This window comes from Pseudomonas sp. GCEP-101 (genome assembly GCF_025133575.1).
In the GTDB taxonomy this organism is placed as follows: domain Bacteria; phylum Pseudomonadota; class Gammaproteobacteria; order Pseudomonadales; family Pseudomonadaceae; genus Pseudomonas; species Pseudomonas nitroreducens_B.
In genome coordinates, this window is the sequence record NZ_CP104011.1 from 5,596,399 (window position 1) to 5,618,455 (window position 22,057).

The window sequence follows — 22,057 nt, forward strand, 5'->3', positions numbered from 1 at the left end:
ACGTATGGACGATATGACTTCCGGCCTCAACCGGCGCACCTTCCTGGGCGGCGTCGGCGCCCTGGCAGCAGGCGCTGCGCTAATTCCGGTGGCGGGTGCGGCCACGCCGCGGGGCACTTCGGCCCGGTCGGGCAGGAGCGGCTTCTGGCCCGACGATATCCGCTTGGTGATTTCCATCTCGATGCAGTTCGAGGCGGGCGGCCAGCCGCTCAAGGGCACCGACAGCCCGTTCCCGGCGGTCGAGTTACCCGCCAGCGTGCAGGCCGACGCGGCGGCGAACAGCTGGTTCGCCTATGGCTACCGCGAGGGCATCCCACGCCTGCTGGATGTGTGGGACAAGCACGGCGTGAAGGTCACCTCACACATGATTGGCGAGGCGGCGCGAAAGCACCCGGAACTGGCGCGGGAGATCGTCCGCCGTGGGCACGAAGCGTCCGGCCATGGCCCGCGCTGGAGCGCGCAGTACGGCATGGCGCGGGAGGAAGAACGCGCCTTCCTGATCGCCGCGCGGGACATGGTGGAAGAGGTCACTGGCCAACGTCCGCTGGGCTACAACTGCAACTGGCTGCGGCGCGGGCCGAACACCTTGTCGTTGTTGCAGGAGCTGGGCTACCTCTATCACATCGACGACCTCAGCCGTGACGAACCCTTCATCGAGTCGGTCAACGGCAAGGATTTCGTGGTGGTGCCCTATACCCTACGCAATAACGATATCCTCCTCGTCGAGGGGCGCAACTACTCGCCGCAGCAGTTCCTCGCACAGATCCGTGGGGAATTCGACCAGCTCTACGAGGAAGCGGGCAACCGTCGCCGGATGATGTCCTTGAGTGCACACGACCGTATCAGCGGTACGCCGCAGATGGCGCGGGTGTGGGACGAGTTCCTGGGCTACGCCAAGCAGCACCCGGGCGTGGCATTCCTGCGCAAGGACGACATCGCCCGCTTCACACTGTCGAGCGCCACAAGCCTGCGGGAGCAGGAGGTCATCTGACCTGGGCGATGAGCGCCATAGGACGCAAGTGCGACGTTAGTGGCAGGCTCCTGAGGCTGCGTCCTTTCCCGCCACCGCCATCTCGCGAAGAAGTCACGGTGGGCGCACCGCGCTCGCCGTCACCCTGTCTTAAACACGCCGCTCAGCACAAGGGCATGGCGCTCGGGGCGTGTCAGAAGGTCGAGTAGTCGCAACGGCGGTCAACGTCCAACCCATCGCGACACCTTCGGTTGCGCTGCAGCACAAGGTGATCCGCCGCGCGCCGCGAATCGGCTTTCGCCCTCCGAAGAAAACCATCGGCAGGCCCCCGGTTTGAGCGCAGTTGCCATGCCGCAAAGGCATGAAAAGTATTCTCCGAAGGCAATGGCATGCCGGTACGGCAATGGTCTTAATGTGCTTCCCACCAGCACCGGCCATCCCCTTTTCTTCGCGAGTCGCCATGAGCAAACGCCCGAACTTCCTGCTGATCGTTGCCGATGACCTGGGGTTTTCCGACCTCGGCGCCTTCGGCGGCGAGATCCACACGCCCCACCTCGACGAACTGGCCTTCGCCGGCCTGCGCCTGACCGATTTCCACGCCGCATCCGCCTGCTCACCCACCCGCGCGATGTTGCTCACCGGCACGGATCATCACCTGGCCGGCATCGGGGCCATGGCGGAGTTCAGCGACGAAACCATCCGCCAGCACCCAGGCTACGAAGGTCACCTGAACCAGCGGGTGGTCACCCTCGCCGAACTGTTGCGCGACGCCGGCTACCGCACGCTGATCTCGGGGAAGTGGCACCTGGGGCGCACCGCAGAGACCTCGGCGGCGGCCCGTGGCTTCGAGCGGTCCTTCATCCTGGAAGGCGCCGCGCACAACCACTATGGCTGGTCGCCCGAGGTGCCCGCGCACAAGATGCCGCGCCTGCTGCACACCGTAGAAGGCACCTACCGGGAGGGGCTCGAGCCGCTGACGGCGCTGCCCGAGGGCTTCTACTCGTCCGATGCCTTCACCGACCGCCTGCTCGACTATCTGCGCGAACGCCAGCCGGACGACAACTGCCCCTTCTTCGCCTACCTGCCCTTCTCCGCTCCGCATTTCCCGCTGCAGGCGCCGGACGAACTGATCGACCGATACCAGGGGCGCTACGACAGCGGCCCGGATGCGTTGCGCGAGCAGCGCCTGCGACGCCTGAAGGAACTGGGCCTGATCGGCGAGGACGTCGAGGCCCATCCTGTCATCGCCGACACCCCGAACTGGCAGGAGCTGGACGACGACGGCAGGCGGCAATCCGCAAAAGCGATGGAAGTCTACGCGGCGATGGTGGAACGACTGGACTGGAACGTCGGCCGCGTCGTCAGCCATCTGCGCGCGACGGGCGAGCTGGAAAACACCCTGGTCATCTTTCTTTCGGACAACGGTGCCGAGGGCGCCGCGCTCGAAGCGCTGCCCATCGTCGGCAAACGCGCCCAGCGCTTCATTGGCAAGCACTACGACAACCGTGTCGAGAATATCGGCCGCGCCAACTCCTATGTCTGGTACGGGCCGCGCTGGGCGCAGGCGGCCACTGCGCCGTCGCGCCAGTACAAGCTGTTCACCAGCCAGGGAGGGATTCGCGTACCCGCATTCATCACCTGGCCAGGCTTGCATCGGCAAGGCGACATCAGCCACGACTTCGCCACCGTGATGGACATCGTACCGACACTGCTGGAGCTGGCCGGAACCGCCCACCCAGTCAGCCACTATCAGGGCCGCGAAATACTGCCGATCCGTGGCCGCTCGCTGCTGAGCTATCTCCAGGGCAAGTCGCAGGCGCCGCACGCCGCCGACGAAACCACCGGCTGGGAACTGTTCCGCGCCCGCGCCATTCGCCAGGGCAACTGGAAGGCGTTGTACATCCCCAAGCCGGATGGCCCCGGGCGCTGGCAGCTCTACGACCTGACCCGCGACCCCGGCGAGATCCACGATCTGGCGCAAGCGGAACCCGCACGGCTGCAAGCGCTGAAGCAACACTGGCAAGACTATGTCGATGAAACCGGTGTGCGTGATTTCAGTTTCGCCGGCCGACTATTCCGTGAGGTGGCACGCGCGCTGGTGCGCCTCGTCACCCGGCAGCCGAGAACACTCTGATTGCCCTTGGGCGACATCACTTCGTGCTGAGCCGCTTTCCGTGACGCTCGACAAGTTACCAATGGTAAGTTACTTTCGGTAAGTAGCAACTCGCTCTCACCTGAGGCCTCACGGCCGCTCGCCACGTCACTGGAGCTTCCACCATGCACAGCCTGATTGTCGTCGCCCACCCCAACCCCCATTCCTTGACGCACGCCATCGCCCAACACGTCGCGCAGGGCATCGCCGCTGCGAACTCGCAGCACACCACGGAGATCGCCGACCTGGCGGCCGAAGGCTTCGATCCGCGCTTCAACCAGGCGGATCAGGCGCTCTTCACCGGCCAGGGAGGCGTTCCCGCCGATGTGGCGTTCGAACAGGAGCGCCTGGATCGCGCTGATGCCTTGGTGATCGTCTACCCGATCTACTGGTGGTCATTCCCTGCCCTGCTCAAGGGCTGGATCGATCGTGTGTTTTCGATCGGCTGGGCCTACGAGGACAGCGGCAACGGCAAGGTGGTGAAGAAGCTGCAACGTCTGAATGTCCACCTGGTTGCGGTGGGGGGAGCCGATGAAGGCACCTTCACGCGCCACGGCTACGCGCCTGCCATGAAGACCCAGATCGACCACGGGATATTCGATTACTGCGGCGCCCGCGTGCACAGCTCCACGTTTCTCCTCGCATCGGATGAAGGCTATCCGGCCGCTCACCTGGACACCGCATTCGGAATAGGCGCTAACGTGTCGGCTTCCCAGCACTGAGGCAGAGTGGGACAATCCCCTGCATGACCTCACCTACGCCTGTGCCTTCGCGTCGACGCCTGACCCGAGAGGCACGCACTCGCCAATTGCTGGATGCGTCCTGGGCGCTGATCAGCGATGAGGGGACGGACGCCCTCACGCTGGGGCGCCTGGCCGATGTCGCCGGCATCACCAAGCCCGTCGTATACGACCACTTCGGCACGCGCAACGGCCTGCTCGCGGCCTTGTACGAAGACTACGACATCCGGCAAACAGCGCTGTTCGATGCCGCCATCGAAGGCGCCAAGCAGACCCTGGCGGACAAGGCGCGCGTCTTCGCCGCTGCGTATGTCGACTGCGTGCTGACGCAGGGTCGCGAGATCCAGGGCGTCCTGGCTGCCCTGAGCGGCTCGCCGGAGCTGGCGGTCGTCAAGCGCCAGTACCAGAAGGCGCTCATCAAAAAATGTGCGGAGATATTTGCACCCTTCACCGGGGCGCCGGGTCTATCGAGCGCCAGTCTCTGGGCGCTGCTGGGCGCCGCCGACGCGTTGTCGGATGCCGCGGTGGTGGGAGACATCACGGCGGAGCATGCAAAAGAAGAGCTGCGGCACACCCTCCTGGGGATGGTCAAACGCAGCAAGCTCAGCTCGGGCTGAACGGCGGTTGGCTCGATCGTTCCCTTCTGCCCTCCCCCAACCATGACGTTTTTTCCACGCTGGCTGCGAGCTTGCGCGCATTGCCACATCGGTAAATACCGAGGCAACTGCGACCGCACGTGGGCGCCGTTCATGCGCAGCACATCGATCGCCTCAAGCAGGCCTTCGCCGAGGTCGCCTCTCTGCTCCGCCGAGCAAAGGCTAGCGGGCACCTGCTGGCCAGGGAATCGAAACGCCACGGCACTTCACCCTGATCGTGCGCTGGCAATCACTCGCGGACCACACGCCCGGCTTCGGAGCGAGTGACGACCATCACCTGTTCATGGAAGGTCTGCAGGCCGACTTCTCGGGGAGCTCCATCACATCGTGGGAGCGGGATTCACCCACGGTGCTCCCATCTTCTCGGCTTGGCTGCTGCAGTACCCGGCGGATTGCAGTCTTTTCTTGGGCTGCAATCGGCCAGAAGCGGACGTCTATTCTTCAGGCAATTACGAGCTCGGAGTCCACTCGGCGGCCCCTTGCCTGAGGCACCGATCAAACGCAAAGCAATTAACTCTTCAAGGCTGGACAGTGTTCGGCGCGGACGGTCGTTCGCTCATTTTCTTGAAGATCAGCGGCATCGCTTCTGCATTCATAGCTTCCATGTCCACCAGACGTAACGACTTCACCATCGCCAACGTCGAGCTCTTATATTTCTGGAAATGGGGCGATTTTATATGCGCATCGTAAGCATCGTGGCTCGCATAAACTTCCAGAATCCTGATGAGCGTCGGATTGTCCTTTTGTGCGGTCGGAAAAATGCAAAGAACCCCGGGCTCTAGGCGCATGGAGGCTTCGGCCTCTTCGTTCAAGATGCGCTGATATTCTTCCAGATGCTGATTGAATATCTCGATTTCAGAGATCCTGACGAGCATTTTTGGCTCCTGCGCATAAAGATCACCCAACGGTAGCAGCGCGACCAAAACGACGAGTAAAAAGATGGCTGCGCTGCGGCGCTCGAAGAATAGACTCGACATAATCTGCTTCCAGCCTCGTTTTTCCCAACGAGGACAACGGGTCATGCTTGAATCTTCCGTCTACAACGGAGGATGGGTCGCGCAGGCGCGCATTTAATAGCCAAGCGGCTTGATTTCCCGAATGTATTCGATCAGAAGCTTCAGCCCCGTCGGCAGTTGCCGGCGACTTGAATAATAGATGTGGAATCCCTCTTCTTGCGGGGCCCATTCAGTCAGCACCAGACGAAGCCGCCCAGCGTTCACATAGGGCGCAACCAAAGGCTCCGGGAAATACATCAAGCCTGCACCACCCAGCACGGCGACCAACCCGGTCTCCGCATGATCGACTGTCACGGAGGTCGGCACGGCGATCTGCAGCGCCTCTCCATCGCGCTCCAACTCCCATCGATAAACCCGGTCATCGCCCAGACGGTTGCTGATGCAGCGATGGTTGAGCAGATCGTCCGGGTGCTCAGGGGAGCCATTGCGCTCCAGATATTCGGGAGAAGCCGCAATCACCCAACGGATGTCGGCCGACAGCCTCCGCGCCACCATATCCTCAGGCACCGTGCCGCCATACCGAATGCCAGCATCAAAACCCGCGTCGGTCACGTCAACCAGGCGATTGCTGGCCACGATATCGAGTTCGACGTCGGGGTAGCGGTCCATGAAGCCGGGCAGGATCGGCGCAAGGAGCAGATTGGCCGCCTCGACAGCTGCATTGATTCGAATCCGTCCGCTAGGGGTGTCGCGAAACCGGTTGAGCGTTTCCAACGCTTCATCGATAGCTTCGAGCGGCTGACCGATCGCTTCGATGAGCGCCTCCCCTGCCGTTGTCAGCGTAACGCTCTTGGTCGTCCGGTTGAGCAGTCGGACCCCAAGCCTGCTTTCCAGCCCCTTCAACGCGTGGCTCAGTGCCGATGCGCTGACGCCAATCTCGATAGCCGCGCGGCTGAAGCTGCGGTGGCGGGCAATGGCCCGGAAGTAGATCAGATCGGCAACATCAGCACGATGGGTTTGCATAAAGGCCTTCCAAATCGAGGGTGTCTAGCTTGGCGCTCCAATCAGGATATTCGCTCTGACAATTTTTCGGTCCGGATCCAGCCGGGCAAAGCCCGTGAGTCGGTGACCATTAAACCGCCTCATTTCAACGTCTGCTCATGAGAATTTCTCACAAGTCCGTGCAAGAGCAACCCGCTAATTCAGCCCCCTGATGCGCGCTATCGTTGGTCACCTGCGCCGAACGGAGCAATCCGCCCGACAGGCGCCATCACGTCACGGAGCAAGTGCATGGACTACACGCATCTCGGCCGAACAGGTCTCAAGGTCAGCCGCCTGTGCCTGGGCACCATGAATTTCGGCGACGTCACCGACGAGACGACGAGCCATCTCATCCTCGACGAAGCGGTCGCGGCAGGCATCAACTTCATCGATACGGCAGACGTCTACGGGACGGAACAATCACCGAACATCCCGCAAGGCTCTGGCCTTTCCGAAAAGATCATCGGCCGCTGGCTTGAACAGGAAGGCCGACGTGATCGCATCGTCCTGGCCACCAAGCTCTATCAGCCCATGGGGCCGGGGCCGAACGATCGGCGGTTGTCGGCCTACCACATCCGTAAAGCATGCGAGGACAGCCTACGTCGGCTGAAGACGGACCACATCGATGTTTACCAGATGCACCACATCGACCGTCACACGCCCTGGGAAGAGATCTGGCAGGCCATGGAGATTCTCGTCCAGCAGGGCAAGGTCCTCTATGTCGGCAGCAGCAATTTTGCTGGCTGGGATATTGCGACAGCGCAGTCGATGGCTAGTGCCCGCAACTTCCTTGGGCTGGTGGCAGAGCAAAGCCTCTACAACCTGGCAGCCCGGACGGTGGAGCTGGAGGTGATTCCCGCCTGCAGACATTTCGGGCTCGGCCTAATTCCGTGGAGCCCTCTTGCCGGCGGCCTGCTGGGCGGTGTTCTGAAAAAGGCCACCGGCGGCCGGCGCGCAAGACCCGCATTCATGAGCCTCATCGAACAACATCGGGGGCAGTTGGAAGCCTTCGAAAGCCTCTGTGAGGACCTGGGCGAGGCTCCCGCGGATATCGCACTGGCCTGGCTGCTGCGCAACCCCGTCGTCACCGCCCCGCTGATCGGCCCCCGCACCGTGGAGCAACTTCAGGACGCGCTGCGTGCGACGACGATCACGCTGTCAGAAGACACCGTGCGTTGCCTGGAAGAAATCTGGCCGGGCCCCGGCGGAGAGGCGCCCCAGGCGTACGCCTGGTAGCCCTTTTTCCATCCCACATGCCACTGGAACCTTTCAGCTTATGAGTGAAAACATTTCCGGCACGTACTCCTCTGACGATTCGGTGTCCATGGATCGTCGCCATTTCATCGTTACTGGAACCAGCTTGCTGCTGGCGGCAAGCGCGCTCTGGAGGCCTGAAAATGCCTTAGCACAAACGATAAGTTCCGGGGGCGGCAGCGCGCCATCAGTTGGAGTTCCCGTTGAGGAGCAAATCATGGGCACGCGCAGACTCGGCTCGCTGGAAGTCTCCAGCATGGGGCTTGGATGCCTGCCGATGGTGGGCTACTACGGCGGAGGTCCGCGCGACCGCAAAGCGATGGTTTCGCTCATCCGCGCCGCTTTTGAACAGGGGGTCACGTTCTTCGATACCGCCGAGGTCTACGGCCCCTACCTGAGTGAAGAGTTCGTCGGCGAAGCCTTGGGCCCCATCCGCGACCAGGTGGTGATCGCTACCAAGTTCGGCTTCGGCGTCGAGGAAGGTCGACCCACAACACTCAATAGCCGCCCTGAGCATATCCGCCGTGCCGTAGACGGTTCGTTGAAACGCCTGAAGACGGACCGAATCGATCTTCTATACCAGCATCGCCCCGATCCCAGCGTGCCGATCGAGGACGTAGCGGGTACGGTGAAGGAGCTGATCCAAGCGGGCAAGGTTACGCACTGGGGCCTTTCAGAGGCCAGTGCCACTACCATCCGCCGAGCCCACGCAGTGCTCCCTGTCACTGCCGTTCAGAGCGAATACGCCATGTGGTGGCGGGAGCCGGAAAGTCGGATTTTCCCGACGCTGGAGGAGCTGGGAATTGGCTTTGTTCCCTACTGTCCAACTGCTCGGAGCTTTCTTGCCGGTGCAGTCAACCCAAGCCAGCGTTTCGACAAGACTGATCGCCGGCATAACCTGCCGCGTTTCCAGCCCGACGCCCTGGCAGCCAACATGCCGCTTCTATATTTCGCACGGGACTGGGCTCGGCGCAAGAACACTACCTCCGCTCAGTTCGCCCTCGCCTGGGTCATGGCGCAGCGACCGTGGATCGTACCGATCCCTGGCACCACGCAATACCCGCACCTGATCGAAAACGTCGGGGCATCAAGTGTCCAACTGACCGCCGACGAGTTGCAGGAGATCGATGCAGGCCTGGCTCGGATCGCCCTGCACGGTGGCCGCGCCGACCCGTTCACCGAAAGCCAGTTTGATCGTAGCTAGGCGTGGAAAGAATCTGGAACGGATGGAGAAGGTCACCGATGAGCAGTGATACGACGCTGAGCGGGCTGACTAATCTGCGCGGGACTGCCCGCATTCTTGGGATTGCTCTGGGCCTGGCTGCCGCGCTGGGCGTCACGACACCGACATTAGCAGTACAGGAGAACCACTACATGGCTGAGCACGACCAACCAACCCTCCCTGGCGAGACGCTCGACAATCGCCAGGAAAGCATCATTCCCATCGCAGCCCTCGCGGCAGCGGGCGATATCCCAGGCCTGAACCGTGCGATTAATCGGGGACTGGATGCCGGACTGACCATCAGCGAAGCACGCGAGGTACTGGTGCAGTTGTACGCCTACGCGGGTTTCCCCCGCAGCCTGAATGCCCTGGGCGAGTTGATGAAGGTGGTACAGGCTCGCAAGCAACAAGGAATCGTGGACCAACCGGGGCGCGAACCCAGCAAATCGATTCCCAAAGGGGATGAGTTGCTGGCGGTGGGCACTGCAAACCAAACCAGATTGTCCGGTGGACCTGTCGAGGGGGCGTTATTCGACTTTGCTCCGGTCGCCAATCAATACCTGCGCGCTCACCTCTTTGGCGACATCTTCGAACGCGACAATCTGGATTGGCAAAGCCGGGAAATCGCCACTGTCGCGATGCTTTCTGCGCTGGAAGGCGTGACGCCGCAACTGCAGGCGCATATACGCATCGCGCTGAACACGGGTGTTACGCCACAGCAACTTCGCCAGCTGGGCCAAGTGCTGGGCGAACACGTCAGCGCCGACGCTTCGCGGCGTGCAAGTGATGCACTGGAGCTACATATGGCAGCGCAGTAGCTGCCCCCACGTCGTACCAGGCCAAGAAGATGAGTGGAGCCTTCGCTCCGTCCACTTCTGGCCTGGGGCTGTCGTCTGCGAAGGGCAGCTTTGGGTAGGTAGTTGCCTCTCGCCAGAGGCAGCAGACGGCCATTAGCGGACTCTCATCTATGCTCAATGCCAGGCCCGCCGCTCAAGGATGAACAAAGATGCCTGCACCACGCGCTCGCGCTAGTCGCTTCTCGACTGGCCCCACTTTCTCGGCAGCGGTTCGCCGAATACCGCTGCTCTTGGTCGCAACGCTACATCTTTACTCGACAGCAGAACCCGCCATGGTTGAGTACGCCAACGAAAGCTATCCAGCCTGGAAAAAGTCCAATGAGGATATGGATAAGAGATACAAACAACTCATGAAAGAAGCTGAGCAGGAGCCAAAAAAAGACTCGGCCAGCCGGCTTGCATCGGCAAAAGATCATTGGGAACGGTTCCGCGCCGATTTCTGCCGCTCCATGAGCGACACCTATGGCGGGGCTTGGTCCAGTGCACACGAGTCAGAATGTCGAGTGAAGCTGGCAAATCAGTTCAAGAACATCATGGATGACTATGGATGGTGAGCGCCCACGCTTTGCCAGGTTCACTGCCGCAAGCCCCCACTGACTCGGTACCCGGGCAGAAGCGGATGTCAAAACGCACAATCATCCCCCAATACACCGAAAAATCACGGGGACAACTCGGCCAGACATGTTTTTACTTCTACCACCCCCATCCGGAGAAGCATGTAACTGGCCGCCGCACGTAACGGCTGCCATGGCTGCTGCGCAAAGACATCTCGATCATGGCAAGGAAGGTTTAACTCGTTTATCGCGGAGCATAGCTCCCAGACTCGATCGAGTTGAATCCTGATCTCATCGGGCAAAGCAGCTCCACAGATACTGATCGCATCATGAACCAGCAACATGTGCGACGACCATGCCTCACATATGGGGCAATCAGGAACAATATCTCTCTGCACCGCTGCGTCTGCTGCAAGAAACTCAAGCGCACCAACGAGCCTGGAAATTGCGGCAATTTTCGCCTCCTGCTCAGCGCCGTACCATTGCCATAACAGGTTTGAAAATCCCTCCATTTTCCTGCCCTTCCATACACGCGAAAATAGAAATCATATCTTACGGCATTGATCTGAAAGCACTCATTAGGCGTCCGCTATGGGTCGGTAGCGGCCTCTCGTCAGAGGCAACAACCGGCCAGAAACAGATACTAGGTATTGGTACGATTGGAGCGGGTCAAAACGCTCGAAAGGTTTCTGCGATGAAGGTTAACAACGACTCCGAGCATTCCGAAATAAAGGAGCTTCTTGAAGGGCTGGATAGGCTACCCGAGGGCGCCAATCGCTTGTCATTGCTCAACCGCCTGCTGCTGGATCACCGACATGACAGGCACGAGGACATTGTGTTCGAACTCGGTCTTCTTGGTAATCCTTCAGCAGTACCTGCGATTGCGAAGGCCGTAACAATCTCGTTTCCCAGTCTGGTGCAATGGGGAAACCTTAAGGAGTTCCGGCGCAAATGCGCCTTTGCGCTTGCACGTATCGGAACTACGGAGTCTCGCTCAGTGCTGGAGCAAATGTCGCGTAGCTTGGAGCAAGATATTAGGGAGTTTGGAAAAGAAGGAATGAGCAAATGGCCGCTGGAGCAGTAAACGTTTCTGCGCAACCAGTGCCCCTGTCCGCTTTGAGTGGAAAACTCCCACTATCGCATCGTGACTCGCCATTTTTTGCAAGGGAAGGATATGTCGTTCAACTCGCACAGACGGATGCTGCTGGATGAATCTCAACCCTTCTCGCACCGCGCTTCCCACGCGCGTTCATGCGCCCTTCTGGTGTCCCGAAAGCTCGGGCTCACACGGGATGCGATCATTGAACTGGTGCAAAGCAAAACCGGTGTAGACCTGCACCAGCCCCAATCCGCGGGTGAGTTGCTGATTGCCTTGGAGGAACTGGAGAACATGCGTCTGACTCGATAGCGTCGTGGGACTGTGCAGGGATGCAGCAAACGGCCAGAAGCGGATGTTCTGGGGCCTGTGTAGTATCTATTGTCAATCTGCCACACGAGAGCAACCTGATGTCTGGCCGCCTTTCGTTTTCATTCCACAGAGCCGCGCGAGATCTACGCGACGCCCGCTTGCTTATGGGCAAACAACTGAGCGCGCTGTGGCATGACCAATACTATTTCAATGGCGAGAAAGACCCAGGTTACGTGGGCTTTCTTGAGTGGTGCTTCGGCGAAGGTGAGGTTTTATCCATGTACCTCTTGAGTGATGGCGAGAGCGTTGGAGCGGACTCATTACCGCTTGATACGCCTGTCTCCTTCGAGATAGAGCCCAACGCTTCTTGCGCTTGGAAGAGAGAAAGCCTCCTTGCTAGCTTATCGGCGGATCATCTGGAGGGAGCGATCGTTCGCGACGTCGAGGGGGTGCTCGATACTGCGACTGAGCAGGAGCCTCGGCTTGTCGGATTTAGAGTTTCTTTTGAGACCGGTGACTACCTAGTCTTTCTGAACAACGGAGATGAAGCAGCCGTACTCATCAACTCGCAGCCCTCACCTTGTCTCGGTATTGATACCCGCTTCGTAACATCTATCGACTGACCCCTATGGGTCGGCAGCTACCTTCCCCACCAGCGCCCCCGCCTCCCCCAACTCAACCCCAGACACTATCGTTTCCAGGAAGAGTTCCCGCCAAGGAAATGCGCCGGCAGCCCTACGGCCGCCGGCGCGATGGCGTCATACGCCCAGGACGCGGCAGGCTTGCTCGGGGATGGTCACTGACACGGCCTGCCCCACGCGCAGCCCCATGTCGTGGCAGGGCATGCTGAGGGCGGTCAGCGAGATGCCGGAGCACTGGACGGTCGTCTCGACGGTGGCGCCGATGTCGCGGATGAAGGTCACGGTTCCATCCAGGCGATTCGCCGCCGGTGCCTGCGGTGTCGAGAGTTGCAGGTCCTCCGGGCGCACCAGCATGCGCACGCTGGCGCCCGGCTGGATGCTGGGGCAATGGCTGGCGCGCAACGCCGCGCCGCCCGGCAATTCGACCCGACCCTGGCCCAGCACGGTGGCCGGGAAGATGTTGCCCGAGCCGATGAAGTCGGCGACGAAGGCGTTGGCCGGGTTGCGGTAGATCTCGATCGGCGTGCCCACCTGCTGGATGCGATGTTCACCCAGTACCACCACGACATCGGCCATGGTCATGGCCTCGCGCTGGTCGTGGGTGACCATGATGGTGGTGATGTTCAGGCGTTGCTGCAGCTGGCGGATCTCCACCTGCATCGACTCGCGCAGCTTGGCGTCCAGCGCCGACAGCGGTTCGTCGAGCAGCAGCAGCTTGGGGTGCGAGGCGATGGCGCGGGCAATCGCCACGCGCTGGCGCTGGCCGCCGGACAGCTTGGCCACCGGCCGGTCGACCATCTGCTGCAGCTGGATCATCTGCAGCAGCTCGGCGACGCGCGCCTGCTGGTCGGCCTTGCCGACGCCGCGCAGCTTCAGCGGATAGGCGATGTTCTCGCCGACGGTCATGTGCGGGAACAGCGCCAGCGACTGGAACACCATGCCGAAGTTGCGCTGGTGCGCCGGGATGCGGCTGATGTCTTCGCCGTCCAGGAGGATCTCGCCGCCGCTGAGGCTTTCCAGGCCGGCGATCATGCGCAGCAGCGTGGTCTTGCCGCAGCCGGAGGGGCCGAGGAAGCAGACCAGCTTGCCCTGCGGCAGGTGCAGATTCACGTCTTTCACGGCGCAGGCGCTGCCGTAGTGTTTCTCGACGTTATGCAGTTTCAGTCCATTCATGTTTCACCTCGAATCAGAACGACACGCCACCTTCGCCAACCAGCTTCTCCAGCGCCCAGATGAGGACGAAGTCGATCAGCACGATCAGCACGGCGAACGAGAAAACGGTGGGATCCAGCGAGGACACGGTGCGGCTGTACATCCAGATCGGCACGGTCATCACGTCGATGTTGTAGAGGAAGTAGGTCACGGTGAATTCGTTGAACGAGACGATGAAGGCCAGCAGCATCCCGGCAAGAATGCCCGAGCGCATCAGCGGCACGACCACGTCGACGATGGCGCGCAGCGGCGCGGCGCCGAGCATCTGTGCGGCCTCCTCCACCTCGCTGCCGATGGCGACCATCGCCGCCGTGCAGTTCTTCACCACGAACGGCAACGCGAGGATCACGTGGGCGATGACCAGGCGCGAGGTGTCCAGGTGCAGCGGCAGGCTGTCGAACACCAGCAGCAGCGCCAGGCCCAGCACGACCATGGGGAACACCAGCGGCAGCGACATCAGTTGCAGGGCGACGGCCTTGCCGCGGAACTCGCAACGGGTCAGCGCGTAGGCGGCGGGGACCGCGACCAGGGTGGCGAGGACCATGGTCAGGCAGGACACCAGCAGGCTGGTGGTCAGCGCCTTGCCCAGGCTGAGCACGTCGCTGGCATCGGGCGAGACGAAGGTCTGCCAGGCCGCGCGGTACCACTGCAGGCTGTAGCTGCTGGGCGGAAAGTCGAGGTTCGCGGCGCCGCTGAAGGACATCACGATCATGCTCAGGATCGGCAATACGGCGAGCAGCAGGATGACGCCGGAGAGCATCAGGGCGAAGCGCCCGGTGTCGCCCGGCAAGGTGGGTTGGCGGCGGGTCATTGCGAGGCCTCCAGGATGCGCCGGCGGCGGCCGGTGACGACTTCCGACAGGGTCATGATGGCGAGGGTGGTGACGATCAGCACCACGCCGGCGGCGGAGGCGGCCGGCCAGTTCATCAGCGGGGCGATCTGGTCATGGACCATCACCGCGAGCATCGGCACGCGGCGGCCGCCCAGCAGCAGCGGCACCACGAAGCTGCTGGCGTTGTAGGCGAACACCAGGGTGGCGCCGGTGAGGATGCCCGGCAGGCTCATCGGCAGCACCACCTGGCGGAACACCTGGAAGCGGCTGGCGCCCAGGGTCGCCGCGGCCTCCTCGTAGCTGCGCGAGATGCCGCGCATGGCGCTGGCGATGGGCAGCACGGCGAGCGGGAAGGCAGTCTGCACCAGCCCCATGAGCACGCCGTTCTGGTTGTACAGCAGCATCACCGGGCGCTTGATCAGGCCCAGGGCCAGCAGGGCCTTGTTGAGCATGCCCGCGGGGCCGAGGATCACCAGCCAGCCATAGCTTTGCAGCAGCAGGTTGACCAGCAGCGGCAGCAGCACGGCGGCGAGGAAGATCCGCCGCAGCAACGGCGATTGCAGGCGCGACATGCTGTAGCCGACGGGGATCGCCAGCAGCACGGCGATCAGTGCGCTGACGAAGGCCAGGCGCAGCGTCAGCAACAGCGACTTGAGGTAGTACGGCTGCAGCAGCTGGGCATAGCTGGCCAGGCTGAAGCCGGACCATTCGGCGCCCTTCTCGCCGACGCTCATGCGCACCACCAGCAGGCTGGCGGCGATGAGCACGATGAGGAAGCACAGCGACGGCGTGAGGAAAAGCCAGGCACGCGCCGTCGGTGAAATCGCCCGGGCCGGGCGCACGGGCGCCACGCCGACCGGGCGGGTCGGATTGCTCGATTGCATAGTGCGTGTCTCGTCAGAACGGAGAATGTCCGCGTCGCGCGCAGGCGGGGCTGGCAGCCTGCGCGCGACTGTTCATGACCGCCGTGGCGGCCACGGCTGCATCAGGAAGAGAAGATTTCCGTGTAGCGGCGGATCCACTGGTCGTGAACGGTGGCGAGGAAGGCGTTGTCGTGCATGATCGCCTTCTCTGCGATCTGCTCGGGGGTGAGGATGTACGGGCTCTTGCGCGCCTCGGCGGAAATGATCGCCTTGGCGTTGACCGGGCCGTTGAAGATGTCCTCGGCCATCTTGCCCTGCACGTGGGGGTCCAGGGAGTGGTCGATGAACGCGTGGGCCAGGTCGACGTCGCCCGGACGGTTCTTGGGCAGCACCGAGAGCATCAGGTCGGTGTAGAAGCCTTCCTTCATGCCGAAGGTGGCGCCCAGGCCGTAGTTGGGATCGCGGATCTGCTTGGGGAAGAACGCCGGCGCATAGAGGCCGCCGATATCCAGCGAGCCGGTGCGGAACAGCTCGGCGATCTGGTTGGGGTTCTCGCCCAGGGTCATCACCCGGTCCTTGAGCTCTTCGAGTTTCTTGAAGCCCGGCTCGATATTGTGTTCGTCACCGCCGGCCAGCTTGGCGGCGATGATGATCAGGTCCATGGCCTCGGTCCAGTTCGGCGGCGGCAGGAACAGGCGCCCGGCGTAGTCCTCGTCCCAGAGCGCCGCGTAGCTGTCGGGCACATCCTTCACCGTGCGGGTGCTGTACACCAGGCTGTTGCACCACAGCAGGTAACCGATGCCGTGGCCGTCGGCGCCGGTCTGGTACTTGGCCGGTACGTCCTTGAGATTGGGCAGGCGGTTGAGGTCGGGTTTCTCCAGCAGCCCGGCGCTGGCCAGACCCTCGGCGCCGACGCCGGCCAGGGTGATGACGTCGTACTGCGGGCGGTCGCCGCCGGCCTTGAGCTTGGCGACCATTTCCGAGGTGCTGCCGGTGCGGTCGGCGATCACCTTGGCGCCGGTCTTGGCCTCGAAGGTGGCGGCGATGTTGCGCAGCGCCGCAAGGCCGGTGTCGTCGGACCAGGTGAGCAGCCGCAGGGTCTTGCCCTGGAAGCGGTTGTCGCTGGCGCTGGCCCGGATGAACGGCATGGACAGGGCAGCCGCGGCTACCGAGGCCGCGCCGACCGTTTTGATGAATTGCCTTCTGCTGAAATCACGCTCGCCCATCGGGGACTCCTTTGCTCTTATCGCTTTTGTTTAGGAAGGTCACGGGTATCTGGCGGGAGGTCGGGGCTGTCGCCCCCGCCTGCCGGATCCGCCTGGCGGCCCCGGAATCCGGGGGGTAGCAGGCTGTTCGGCGGGGTCATCCTGCGACCTCGGCGGAGTGCCAACAATCGAAAAAATGTCATCGAAGCCATGTCCTGCATGCATGGCTGGCGTGCGCCCATGAGCAGGCCGCAGACCTTCTCCGGAAGGCCCGCACTAGAGCGGTTCGAGAAAAAAAGACGCGCCGGGAGTCCGGCGCGTGAGGGGAAATGCTCCCCGGAAAAATCCCTGCCGCCCGGGTGCGTCAGGGAAAGGGACGGATCAGCGCTGGCTGTTCAGCCAGGTCGCCTGGTCGATCTCGATCAGGGTCGGCAGCGAGCTGGCGCTGGCTTCGCGCAACGCAGCGCGCAGGGCGGCCTCGTCGCTCGCTCGATGGGCCTTGCAGCCCAGCGCCCGGGCCGCGCCGACGAAGTCGGGGGTGTAGATGTCGACGCCCACCGGCTCGATGTCGCGGTTGACCATGTAGCGCTTGATTTCCTCGTAGCCGTGGTTGTTCCACAGCAGAACGATCAGCGGGACGTGCGCCTCCACCGCGCTGGCCAGTTCCGGCAGGGTGAACTGCAGGCCGCCGTCGCCGATCAGGCACAGCACCGGGCGTCGCGTGTCGTCGCCCAGCCAGGCGCCGATGGCCGCCGGCAGCGCATAGCCGAGGGTGCCGTAGCCGGTGGAGGAGTTGAACCAGCGGCGCGGCTTCTCCAGGTCCAGGGTCAGGTTGCCGGTGTACACCGGTTGCGTGGAGTCGCCCACCAGTACCGCGTCGGGCAACTCCTCCAGCGCCACCTGCAGGAAGCGGGTCTGGGCGCGCAGGTTGTCGTCCAGGGTCGCCAGCACGCCTTCGCGCACCCGGGCGGCGCGGCGGCTGCCCCACTGCGCTGCATCGGTCGCGAGGCTCTGGTCTTCCAGCGCCTCCAGCAGGGCTTCCAGCGCCAGCCCGGCGTCGGCCACCAGGGCGGCGCGCGGCGGGTAGTTGCGCACGGTCTGGTCGGGGTCGATGTCAATGCGCAGCAGTGCGCCAGGAATCTTGAAGCCACCGGCGAAGGTCACGTCGTAGTCGGTTTCGCCCAGTTCGGTGCCGACCGCGAGCACCACGTCGGCCTCGTTGACCAGCTCGCGGGCGGCGTCGGTGGACTGCGTCGAGCCGATCAGCAGCGGATGCTTCGAGGGCAGTAGGCCCTTGGCGTTGATCGTCAGCGCCACCGGCGCCTGCAGGCGCTCGGCTAGCCGCTGCAGGGCCGCCCCGGCGTCGACGGCGCCGCCGCCGGCGAGGATCAACGGGCGCCGCGCGCTGGCCAGCAGGCCGGCCATCTCGGCCACTGCCGTCGGTGCGGCGCCGGCGCGGGCGACACGAACCGGCTGGCTCGACAGCAGCGCGTCGGCGTCCTCCACCAGCACGTCGAGGGGAATCTCGATGTGCACCGGGCGCGGCCGCCCGGCCTGGAACAAGGCGAAGGCGCGGGCCAGCACCGCCGGCAGTTCGGCGGCCGACATCAATGTGTGGGAGAAGGCGCTGCAACCGGCCACCAGGCTGCTCTGCGACGGCAGCTCGTGCAGCTTGCCGCGGCCGCCGCCGAGCTGGCTGCGCGCCTGCACGCTGGAGATCACCAGCATGGGAATCGAGTCCGCGTAGGCCTGGGCCATGGCCGTGGCGATGTTGGTCATGCCCGGGCCGGTGATGATGAAGCACACGCCCGGCTTGCCACTGGTGCGCGCGTAGCCGTCGGCCATGAAGCCGGCGCCCTGTTCGTGGCGCGGCGTGACGTGGCGGATCGTCGAGCGGGCGAGCCCGCGATAGAGCTCCACGGTGTGCACGCCGGGGATGCCGAACACCTGCTCGACGCCGTAGCCCTCGAGCAATTTCACCAGTACTTCGCCGCATGTGGCCATGGACTTCATCCTTATTGTTGATCGTCGTTCTGGCGCGCCGTCGGGTGTTTCCGCAGGGAAACCCAGGCCAGGCATGAAGAGGCGAGGCGCGTGCAGGGAGTCGGCATTGGACCTGCCGGCCGAGGGCGCTGACAAACCAAAATTTGTCATACTAGGCATGTCTTCACCTCATGCCTGAGCCACGATGAAGCGCCTACCGCCCCTGCCCGCCCTGCACACCTTTCTGATCACCGCGCAATGCTGCAACTTCACCCGTGCGGCCGGTCTGCTGCATATCACCCAGGGTGCGGTGAGCCGGCAGATCGCCGGCCTGGAGGGGCATCTGGGCTATCCGTTGTTCCAGCGCCAGGCGCGTGGCCTGACCCTCACGCCCCAGGGTCGCGATCTGCTGCCGCGCATCCAGCAGGTGTTCGCCTTGATCGAAGAAGCGGTGGAGGAAGTCGGCGGCAAGCGCGACGCGCTGCAGCTCAAGGCGCCGACCTGCATCATGCGCTGGCTGTTGCCGCGGCTGTTGCAATGGCAGGCCGAGCGACCCGACGTGCCGGTGGAGCTGACCACCACCGTGCAGCACTCGGTGGATTTTCGCAGCGAGGAGTTCGATGCCGCCGTGGTCTACAGCCTGCAGAAGAAGGAAGGCCCCGCCTGCCACCGGCTGTTCGACGAGCAACTGACCCCGGTGTGCGCCCCGCAACTGCTCGACGGCCCCCTGCCCCTGGGCGCGCTGGAGGACCTGGAGCGCCACATGCTGCTGCACCCGACCCGCGACCAGCGCGACTGGGAGGCGTGGCTGTCCGCGGCCGGCACACGGGTCAGCAACATGGGCAAGGGGCAGCACTTCGATACCCTCGACCTGGCCGTGTCGGTGGCTACCCAGGGCGCCGGCGTGGCGATGGGCGACTGGGCGCTGATCGGCGACGATCTTCGCGCCGGGCGCCTGGTCGCACCCTTCGAGCTGAAGGTGCGCACCGGGGCGGCCTACTACCTGGTCTACCCCGAACGCCGCGAGACCTCGCCGCAATTGCGCGAACTGATGGACTGGCTGTTGCGCCAGGCGGCCGAGCCGCCGGCCGCCTGAGGCCAACTGCGACGACGACGCGATGGCGTCACCGGCAGGGCCTTCGACGGTGCGTGTGCCTCCTGCTTTCAAGGAAGAATTACTTTCGAAAAATCTGAAGTAATTATTTGCGCCGGACTATTTTTTCCATCGCATCAAGCTGCGACAACTGCATTCACACCAAGCCGCAGAGGTCTTGGTCTACGCGGACCGGAGCGCCTGAAAAGCTCCGGCCGCGCTGTTGTTCCTTACTGCCAAAGCCGGCGACAACACGCCAGGCGCACAACAACAATCGGCGAGTACAGGCCCGCGCAGCAGCGGTCTGTCAGAGGAATACCACCATGTCCACGCGTGTGCAGTTCTCCCCTTCGACACCCTCCCCCACGTCCGCCGATTCGTTTCGCCGCCTGACGTTCTCAGTCGCCGCGCCCGTGCGCTGAACCTCCAGCCGAATCCTTCGCCGTGCCCGACGGCGCGGTTCACCCTGTCCGGAGTTCGTTCATGCGACTCGAGATCTTCCGCACCCTGTGGGGCTACACCCATGGCTGGCCGCAGGCCATCGCCGAACTGCGCGAGGCCGGTTTCGACGGCCTGGAAGCGCGCGTGCCCCAGGATCCGGCCCTGCGTGCCGAGTACGCACGGCTGCTGGCCGCCGAGGGCGTGCCCTACATCGCCACCCTGTTCACGGCCCATGACGTGCTGCCCGACCAGTCGGCCAGCCCGCAGGTGCACCTGGACGACCTGCAGCGCAAGCTGGGCGGCGCCGCCGAGCTGTCGCCGCGCCTGGTCAACACCCTGGCCGGCAACGACCGCTGGCCGCTGGCCGCGCAGGTCGACTTCTTCGGCCGCGCCCTGGAGCTGGCCGCCGCGCAGGAGCTGACCTGCCTCTTCGAGATTCATCGCGCCCGCTCGCTGTACAGCCCCTGGGTCACCCTGGAGCTGATTCGCCAGGTGCCGCAGTTGCGCTTCACCACCGACATCAGCCATTGGGTGGTGGTCTGCGAGCGCCTGCTCGACGACCCCGCCGACGACCTCGCGCCCTTCGTCGAGCGCGTGCAGCACATCCAGGCCCGCGTCGGCTACGACCAGGGGCCGCAGGTGCCGCACCCCGGCGCGCCGGAATACGCCAACGCACTGGCCTTCCACCAGAAGCACTGGGAAGCCGTGTGGCGCGCCCAGCAGGCTCGCGGCCAGCAGATCACCACCCTGACGCCGGAATTCGGCCCGGACGGCTACTTGCATCACCTGCCCTTCACCAATGCCCCGATCGCCGATCTGTGGGCGCTGAACCGCTGGATCGCCGACGAAGAGCGTCGCCACTTCCAGCGCTTCCTCCAATCCTGAATCCGAACCGGAGCCATCGAACATGCAGGAGCAAGCAAGCAGGGCCTTCACCTCCATTCCCGTCATCGACATCGGCGGGCTGTTCAGCGAGCGCCTGGACGAGCGCCAGGCGGTGGCGGCCGAACTGGGCAAGGCAGCCCGCGAAGTGGGCTTTCTCTACATCCGCAACCACGGCCTGGACCCTGCGCTGATCGAAGGCCTGCAAGCGGCCGCGCGGGACTATTTCGCCCAGCCGCTGGAGGCCAAGATGCGCCACTACATCGGCGTCTCGGAAAGCCACAAGGGCTTCGTCCCGGAAGGCGAAGAGGTCTATTCCAAGGGCAAGCCGGACCACAAGGAAGCCTTCGACGTCGGCTTCGAAGTGCCCGCCGACGATCCGCTGGTGCTGGCCGGCACGCCGTTGCTGGGGCCCAACCGCTGGCCGGACGTGCCCGGCTTCCAGCAGCAGGTCAGCGCCTACTACCAGGCGGTGTTCGCCCTCGGCCGCAAGCTGTTCGACGGCTTCGCCCTGGCGCTGGGCCTGGAGGAAGGCTACTTCGACCCACTGGTGAGCCGGCCGCCGTCGAAACTGCGGCTGATCCACTACCCCTTCGATGGCGAGGCGCAGGATGCACCGGGCATCGGCGCCCACACCGACTACGAGTGCTTCACCATCCTGCATGCCACCCAGCCGGGCCTGGAAGTGATGAACGAAGACGGCGAGTGGATCGACGCGCCGCCAGTGCCGGGTGCCTTCGTGGTGAACATCGGCGACATGCTGGAGGTGATGACCAACGGCGCCTTCGTCGCCACCGCCCACCGCGTGCGCACGGTGCGCGAGGAGCGCTACTCATTCCCGCTGTTCTACGCCTGCGACTACCACACGCAGATCCGCCCGCTGCCGCAGTTCGACAACGGCAGCCAGGACTACGAAACCATCGCCATCGGCGAGCACATGTGGAGCCAGGCGCTGCAGACCTACAGCTACCTGCGCCGCAAGGTCGCCGACGGTGAGCTGGCACTGCCAGAGCGGGCGCGCAAGCCGTCCAGCTTCGGCCACCTGAAAAAACAGACGCAGCCTTCCTGAAGCCGCGCGCAACCCTAGACTGGAGC

General features: G+C 63.6%; 20 protein-coding genes and 1 pseudogene. 14 read left to right on the forward strand and 7 right to left on the reverse strand.

The features are described 5' to 3' along the window. Positions 1-13: 13 nt before the first annotated feature. The 5 genes and pseudogenes from N0B71_RS25210 to N0B71_RS25230 all read left to right on the forward strand — a co-directional run. Positions 14-991, forward strand: a complete 978-nt coding sequence (locus N0B71_RS25210) for a polysaccharide deacetylase family protein (RefSeq protein WP_442964695.1) — start codon at positions 14-16, stop codon at positions 989-991. Between the two features lie 439 nt (positions 992-1,430). Further along, complete coding sequence (locus N0B71_RS25215; protein WP_259755664.1) at positions 1,431-3,104, forward strand: arylsulfatase; 1,674 nt, start codon at positions 1,431-1,433, stop codon at positions 3,102-3,104. 143 nt (positions 3,105-3,247) lie between these two features. Then, positions 3,248-3,844: an NAD(P)H-dependent oxidoreductase gene (locus N0B71_RS25220; RefSeq protein ID WP_259755665.1), complete on the forward strand. Its 597-nt coding sequence runs from the start codon at positions 3,248-3,250 to the stop codon at positions 3,842-3,844. A gap of 23 nt (positions 3,845-3,867) precedes the next feature. After that, complete coding sequence (locus N0B71_RS25225; protein ID WP_259755666.1) at positions 3,868-4,479, forward strand: TetR/AcrR family transcriptional regulator; 612 nt, start codon at positions 3,868-3,870, stop codon at positions 4,477-4,479. A gap of 107 nt (positions 4,480-4,586) precedes the next feature. Then, positions 4,587-4,828, forward strand: a pseudogene (locus N0B71_RS25230) (antibiotic biosynthesis monooxygenase family protein); the annotation flags it as partial. Positions 4,829-5,036: 208 nt separating this feature from the next. Here N0B71_RS25230 and N0B71_RS25235 read toward each other — a convergent pair. Both N0B71_RS25235 and N0B71_RS25240 read right to left on the reverse strand, forming a co-directional pair. Then, complete coding sequence (locus tag N0B71_RS25235; RefSeq protein WP_259755667.1) at positions 5,037-5,540, reverse strand: putative quinol monooxygenase; 504 nt, start codon at positions 5,538-5,540, stop codon at positions 5,037-5,039. A 48-nt stretch (positions 5,541-5,588) separates the two neighbouring features. Further along, the gene (locus tag N0B71_RS25240; RefSeq protein WP_259755668.1) at positions 5,589-6,497 is read right to left on the reverse strand and encodes a LysR family transcriptional regulator; all 909 of its coding nucleotides are present in this window, start codon (positions 6,495-6,497) and stop codon (positions 5,589-5,591) included. Between the two features lie 267 nt (positions 6,498-6,764). Between N0B71_RS25240 and N0B71_RS25245 the strand changes: the two genes are divergently transcribed. The 6 genes from N0B71_RS25245 to N0B71_RS25270 all read left to right on the forward strand — a co-directional run bounded on the left by N0B71_RS25245 (position 6,765) and on the right by N0B71_RS25270 (position 12,433). Further along, complete coding sequence (locus N0B71_RS25245; protein WP_259755670.1) at positions 6,765-7,751, forward strand: aldo/keto reductase; 987 nt, start codon at positions 6,765-6,767, stop codon at positions 7,749-7,751. A gap of 235 nt (positions 7,752-7,986) precedes the next feature. Continuing rightward, a complete protein-coding gene (locus tag N0B71_RS25250; RefSeq protein WP_259759678.1) occupies positions 7,987-8,973 on the forward strand; it encodes an aldo/keto reductase in 987 nt (328 codons plus the stop codon). 38 nt (positions 8,974-9,011) lie between these two features. Continuing rightward, positions 9,012-9,809 carry a carboxymuconolactone decarboxylase family protein gene (locus N0B71_RS25255; RefSeq protein ID WP_121372510.1) on the forward strand — a complete coding sequence of 266 codons (798 nt, stop codon included), beginning with the start codon at positions 9,012-9,014 and terminating at the stop codon, positions 9,807-9,809. Positions 9,810-10,120: 311 nt separating this feature from the next. Further along, positions 10,121-10,402: a lysozyme inhibitor LprI family protein gene (locus N0B71_RS25260; RefSeq protein WP_259755671.1), complete on the forward strand. Its 282-nt coding sequence runs from the start codon at positions 10,121-10,123 to the stop codon at positions 10,400-10,402. Between the two features lie 355 nt (positions 10,403-10,757). Beyond that, on the forward strand, positions 10,758-11,486 hold the full coding sequence (locus N0B71_RS25265; protein ID WP_259755672.1) for a HEAT repeat domain-containing protein: 729 nt from the start codon (positions 10,758-10,760) through the stop codon (positions 11,484-11,486). Between the two features lie 422 nt (positions 11,487-11,908). Continuing rightward, positions 11,909-12,433: a hypothetical protein gene (locus N0B71_RS25270; protein WP_259755674.1), complete on the forward strand. Its 525-nt coding sequence runs from the start codon at positions 11,909-11,911 to the stop codon at positions 12,431-12,433. 135 nt (positions 12,434-12,568) lie between these two features. On the opposite strand, the gene N0B71_RS25275 is transcribed toward N0B71_RS25270, so the two are convergent. The 5 genes from N0B71_RS25275 to N0B71_RS25295 all read right to left on the reverse strand — a co-directional run bounded on the left by N0B71_RS25275 (position 12,569) and on the right by N0B71_RS25295 (position 18,567). Further along, on the reverse strand, positions 12,569-13,624 hold the full coding sequence (locus N0B71_RS25275) for an ABC transporter ATP-binding protein (protein ID WP_259755675.1): 1,056 nt from the start codon (positions 13,622-13,624) through the stop codon (positions 12,569-12,571). Positions 13,625-13,637: 13 nt separating this feature from the next. Next, the gene (locus N0B71_RS25280) at positions 13,638-14,474 is read right to left on the reverse strand and encodes an ABC transporter permease (RefSeq protein WP_259755676.1); all 837 of its coding nucleotides are present in this window, start codon (positions 14,472-14,474) and stop codon (positions 13,638-13,640) included. Further along, a complete protein-coding gene (locus tag N0B71_RS25285; protein ID WP_259755677.1) occupies positions 14,471-15,379 on the reverse strand; it encodes an ABC transporter permease in 909 nt (302 codons plus the stop codon). The genes N0B71_RS25280 and N0B71_RS25285 overlap by 4 nt, the downstream gene beginning before the upstream one ends. 101 nt (positions 15,380-15,480) lie before the next feature. Further along, positions 15,481-16,584, reverse strand: coding sequence for an ABC transporter substrate-binding protein (locus tag N0B71_RS25290; RefSeq protein ID WP_259755678.1), 1,104 nt, complete (start codon positions 16,582-16,584; stop codon positions 15,481-15,483). A 360-nt stretch (positions 16,585-16,944) separates the two neighbouring features. Then, positions 16,945-18,567, reverse strand: coding sequence for a 5-guanidino-2-oxopentanoate decarboxylase (locus N0B71_RS25295; protein WP_259755680.1), 1,623 nt, complete (start codon positions 18,565-18,567; stop codon positions 16,945-16,947). A gap of 184 nt (positions 18,568-18,751) precedes the next feature. Here N0B71_RS25295 and N0B71_RS25300 point away from each other — a divergent pair, with 184 nt between their 5' ends. The 3 genes from N0B71_RS25300 (at position 18,752) to N0B71_RS25310 (ending at position 22,031) form a co-directional block, all read left to right on the forward strand. Further along, complete coding sequence (locus tag N0B71_RS25300) at positions 18,752-19,642, forward strand: LysR substrate-binding domain-containing protein (RefSeq protein ID WP_259755681.1); 891 nt, start codon at positions 18,752-18,754, stop codon at positions 19,640-19,642. A 480-nt stretch (positions 19,643-20,122) separates the two neighbouring features. Then, positions 20,123-20,965, forward strand: a complete 843-nt coding sequence (locus N0B71_RS25305) for a sugar phosphate isomerase/epimerase family protein (protein ID WP_259755683.1) — start codon at positions 20,123-20,125, stop codon at positions 20,963-20,965. Between the two features lie 22 nt (positions 20,966-20,987). Beyond that, positions 20,988-22,031 (forward strand): isopenicillin N synthase family dioxygenase, encoded by a 1,044-nt coding sequence (locus tag N0B71_RS25310; protein ID WP_259755684.1) that lies wholly within the window; start codon positions 20,988-20,990, stop codon positions 22,029-22,031. Positions 22,032-22,057 lie beyond the last annotated feature (26 nt).

Coding starts and splice junctions, on each gene's coding strand:
- N0B71_RS25270 (WP_259755674.1), top strand. CDS start 11,909: ATGTCTGGCCGCCTTTCGTTTTCATTCCACAGAGCCGCGCGAGATCTA.
- N0B71_RS25290 (WP_259755678.1), bottom strand. CDS start 16,584: ATGGGCGAGCGTGATTTCAGCAGAAGGCAATTCATCAAAACGGTCGGC.
- N0B71_RS25250 (WP_259759678.1), top strand. CDS start 7,987: ATGGGCACGCGCAGACTCGGCTCGCTGGAAGTCTCCAGCATGGGGCTT.
- N0B71_RS25225 (WP_259755666.1), top strand. CDS start 3,868: ATGACCTCACCTACGCCTGTGCCTTCGCGTCGACGCCTGACCCGAGAG.
- N0B71_RS25275 (WP_259755675.1), bottom strand. CDS start 13,624: ATGAATGGACTGAAACTGCATAACGTCGAGAAACACTACGGCAGCGCC.
- N0B71_RS25285 (WP_259755677.1), bottom strand. CDS start 15,379: ATGCAATCGAGCAATCCGACCCGCCCGGTCGGCGTGGCGCCCGTGCGC.
- N0B71_RS25260 (WP_259755671.1), top strand. CDS start 10,121: ATGGTTGAGTACGCCAACGAAAGCTATCCAGCCTGGAAAAAGTCCAAT.
- N0B71_RS25210 (WP_442964695.1), top strand. CDS start 14: ATGACTTCCGGCCTCAACCGGCGCACCTTCCTGGGCGGCGTCGGCGCC.
- N0B71_RS25235 (WP_259755667.1), bottom strand. CDS start 5,540: ATGACCCGTTGTCCTCGTTGGGAAAAACGAGGCTGGAAGCAGATTATG.
- N0B71_RS25215 (WP_259755664.1), top strand. CDS start 1,431: ATGAGCAAACGCCCGAACTTCCTGCTGATCGTTGCCGATGACCTGGGG.
- N0B71_RS25310 (WP_259755684.1), top strand. CDS start 20,988: ATGCAGGAGCAAGCAAGCAGGGCCTTCACCTCCATTCCCGTCATCGAC.
- N0B71_RS25280 (WP_259755676.1), bottom strand. CDS start 14,474: ATGACCCGCCGCCAACCCACCTTGCCGGGCGACACCGGGCGCTTCGCC.
- N0B71_RS25295 (WP_259755680.1), bottom strand. CDS start 18,567: ATGGCCACATGCGGCGAAGTACTGGTGAAATTGCTCGAGGGCTACGGC.
- N0B71_RS25255 (WP_121372510.1), top strand. CDS start 9,012: ATGAGCAGTGATACGACGCTGAGCGGGCTGACTAATCTGCGCGGGACT.
- N0B71_RS25305 (WP_259755683.1), top strand. CDS start 20,123: ATGCGACTCGAGATCTTCCGCACCCTGTGGGGCTACACCCATGGCTGG.
- N0B71_RS25240 (WP_259755668.1), bottom strand. CDS start 6,497: ATGCAAACCCATCGTGCTGATGTTGCCGATCTGATCTACTTCCGGGCC.
- N0B71_RS25245 (WP_259755670.1), top strand. CDS start 6,765: ATGGACTACACGCATCTCGGCCGAACAGGTCTCAAGGTCAGCCGCCTG.
- N0B71_RS25265 (WP_259755672.1), top strand. CDS start 10,758: ATGCCTCACATATGGGGCAATCAGGAACAATATCTCTCTGCACCGCTG.
- N0B71_RS25220 (WP_259755665.1), top strand. CDS start 3,248: ATGCACAGCCTGATTGTCGTCGCCCACCCCAACCCCCATTCCTTGACG.
- N0B71_RS25300 (WP_259755681.1), top strand. CDS start 18,752: ATGAAGCGCCTACCGCCCCTGCCCGCCCTGCACACCTTTCTGATCACC.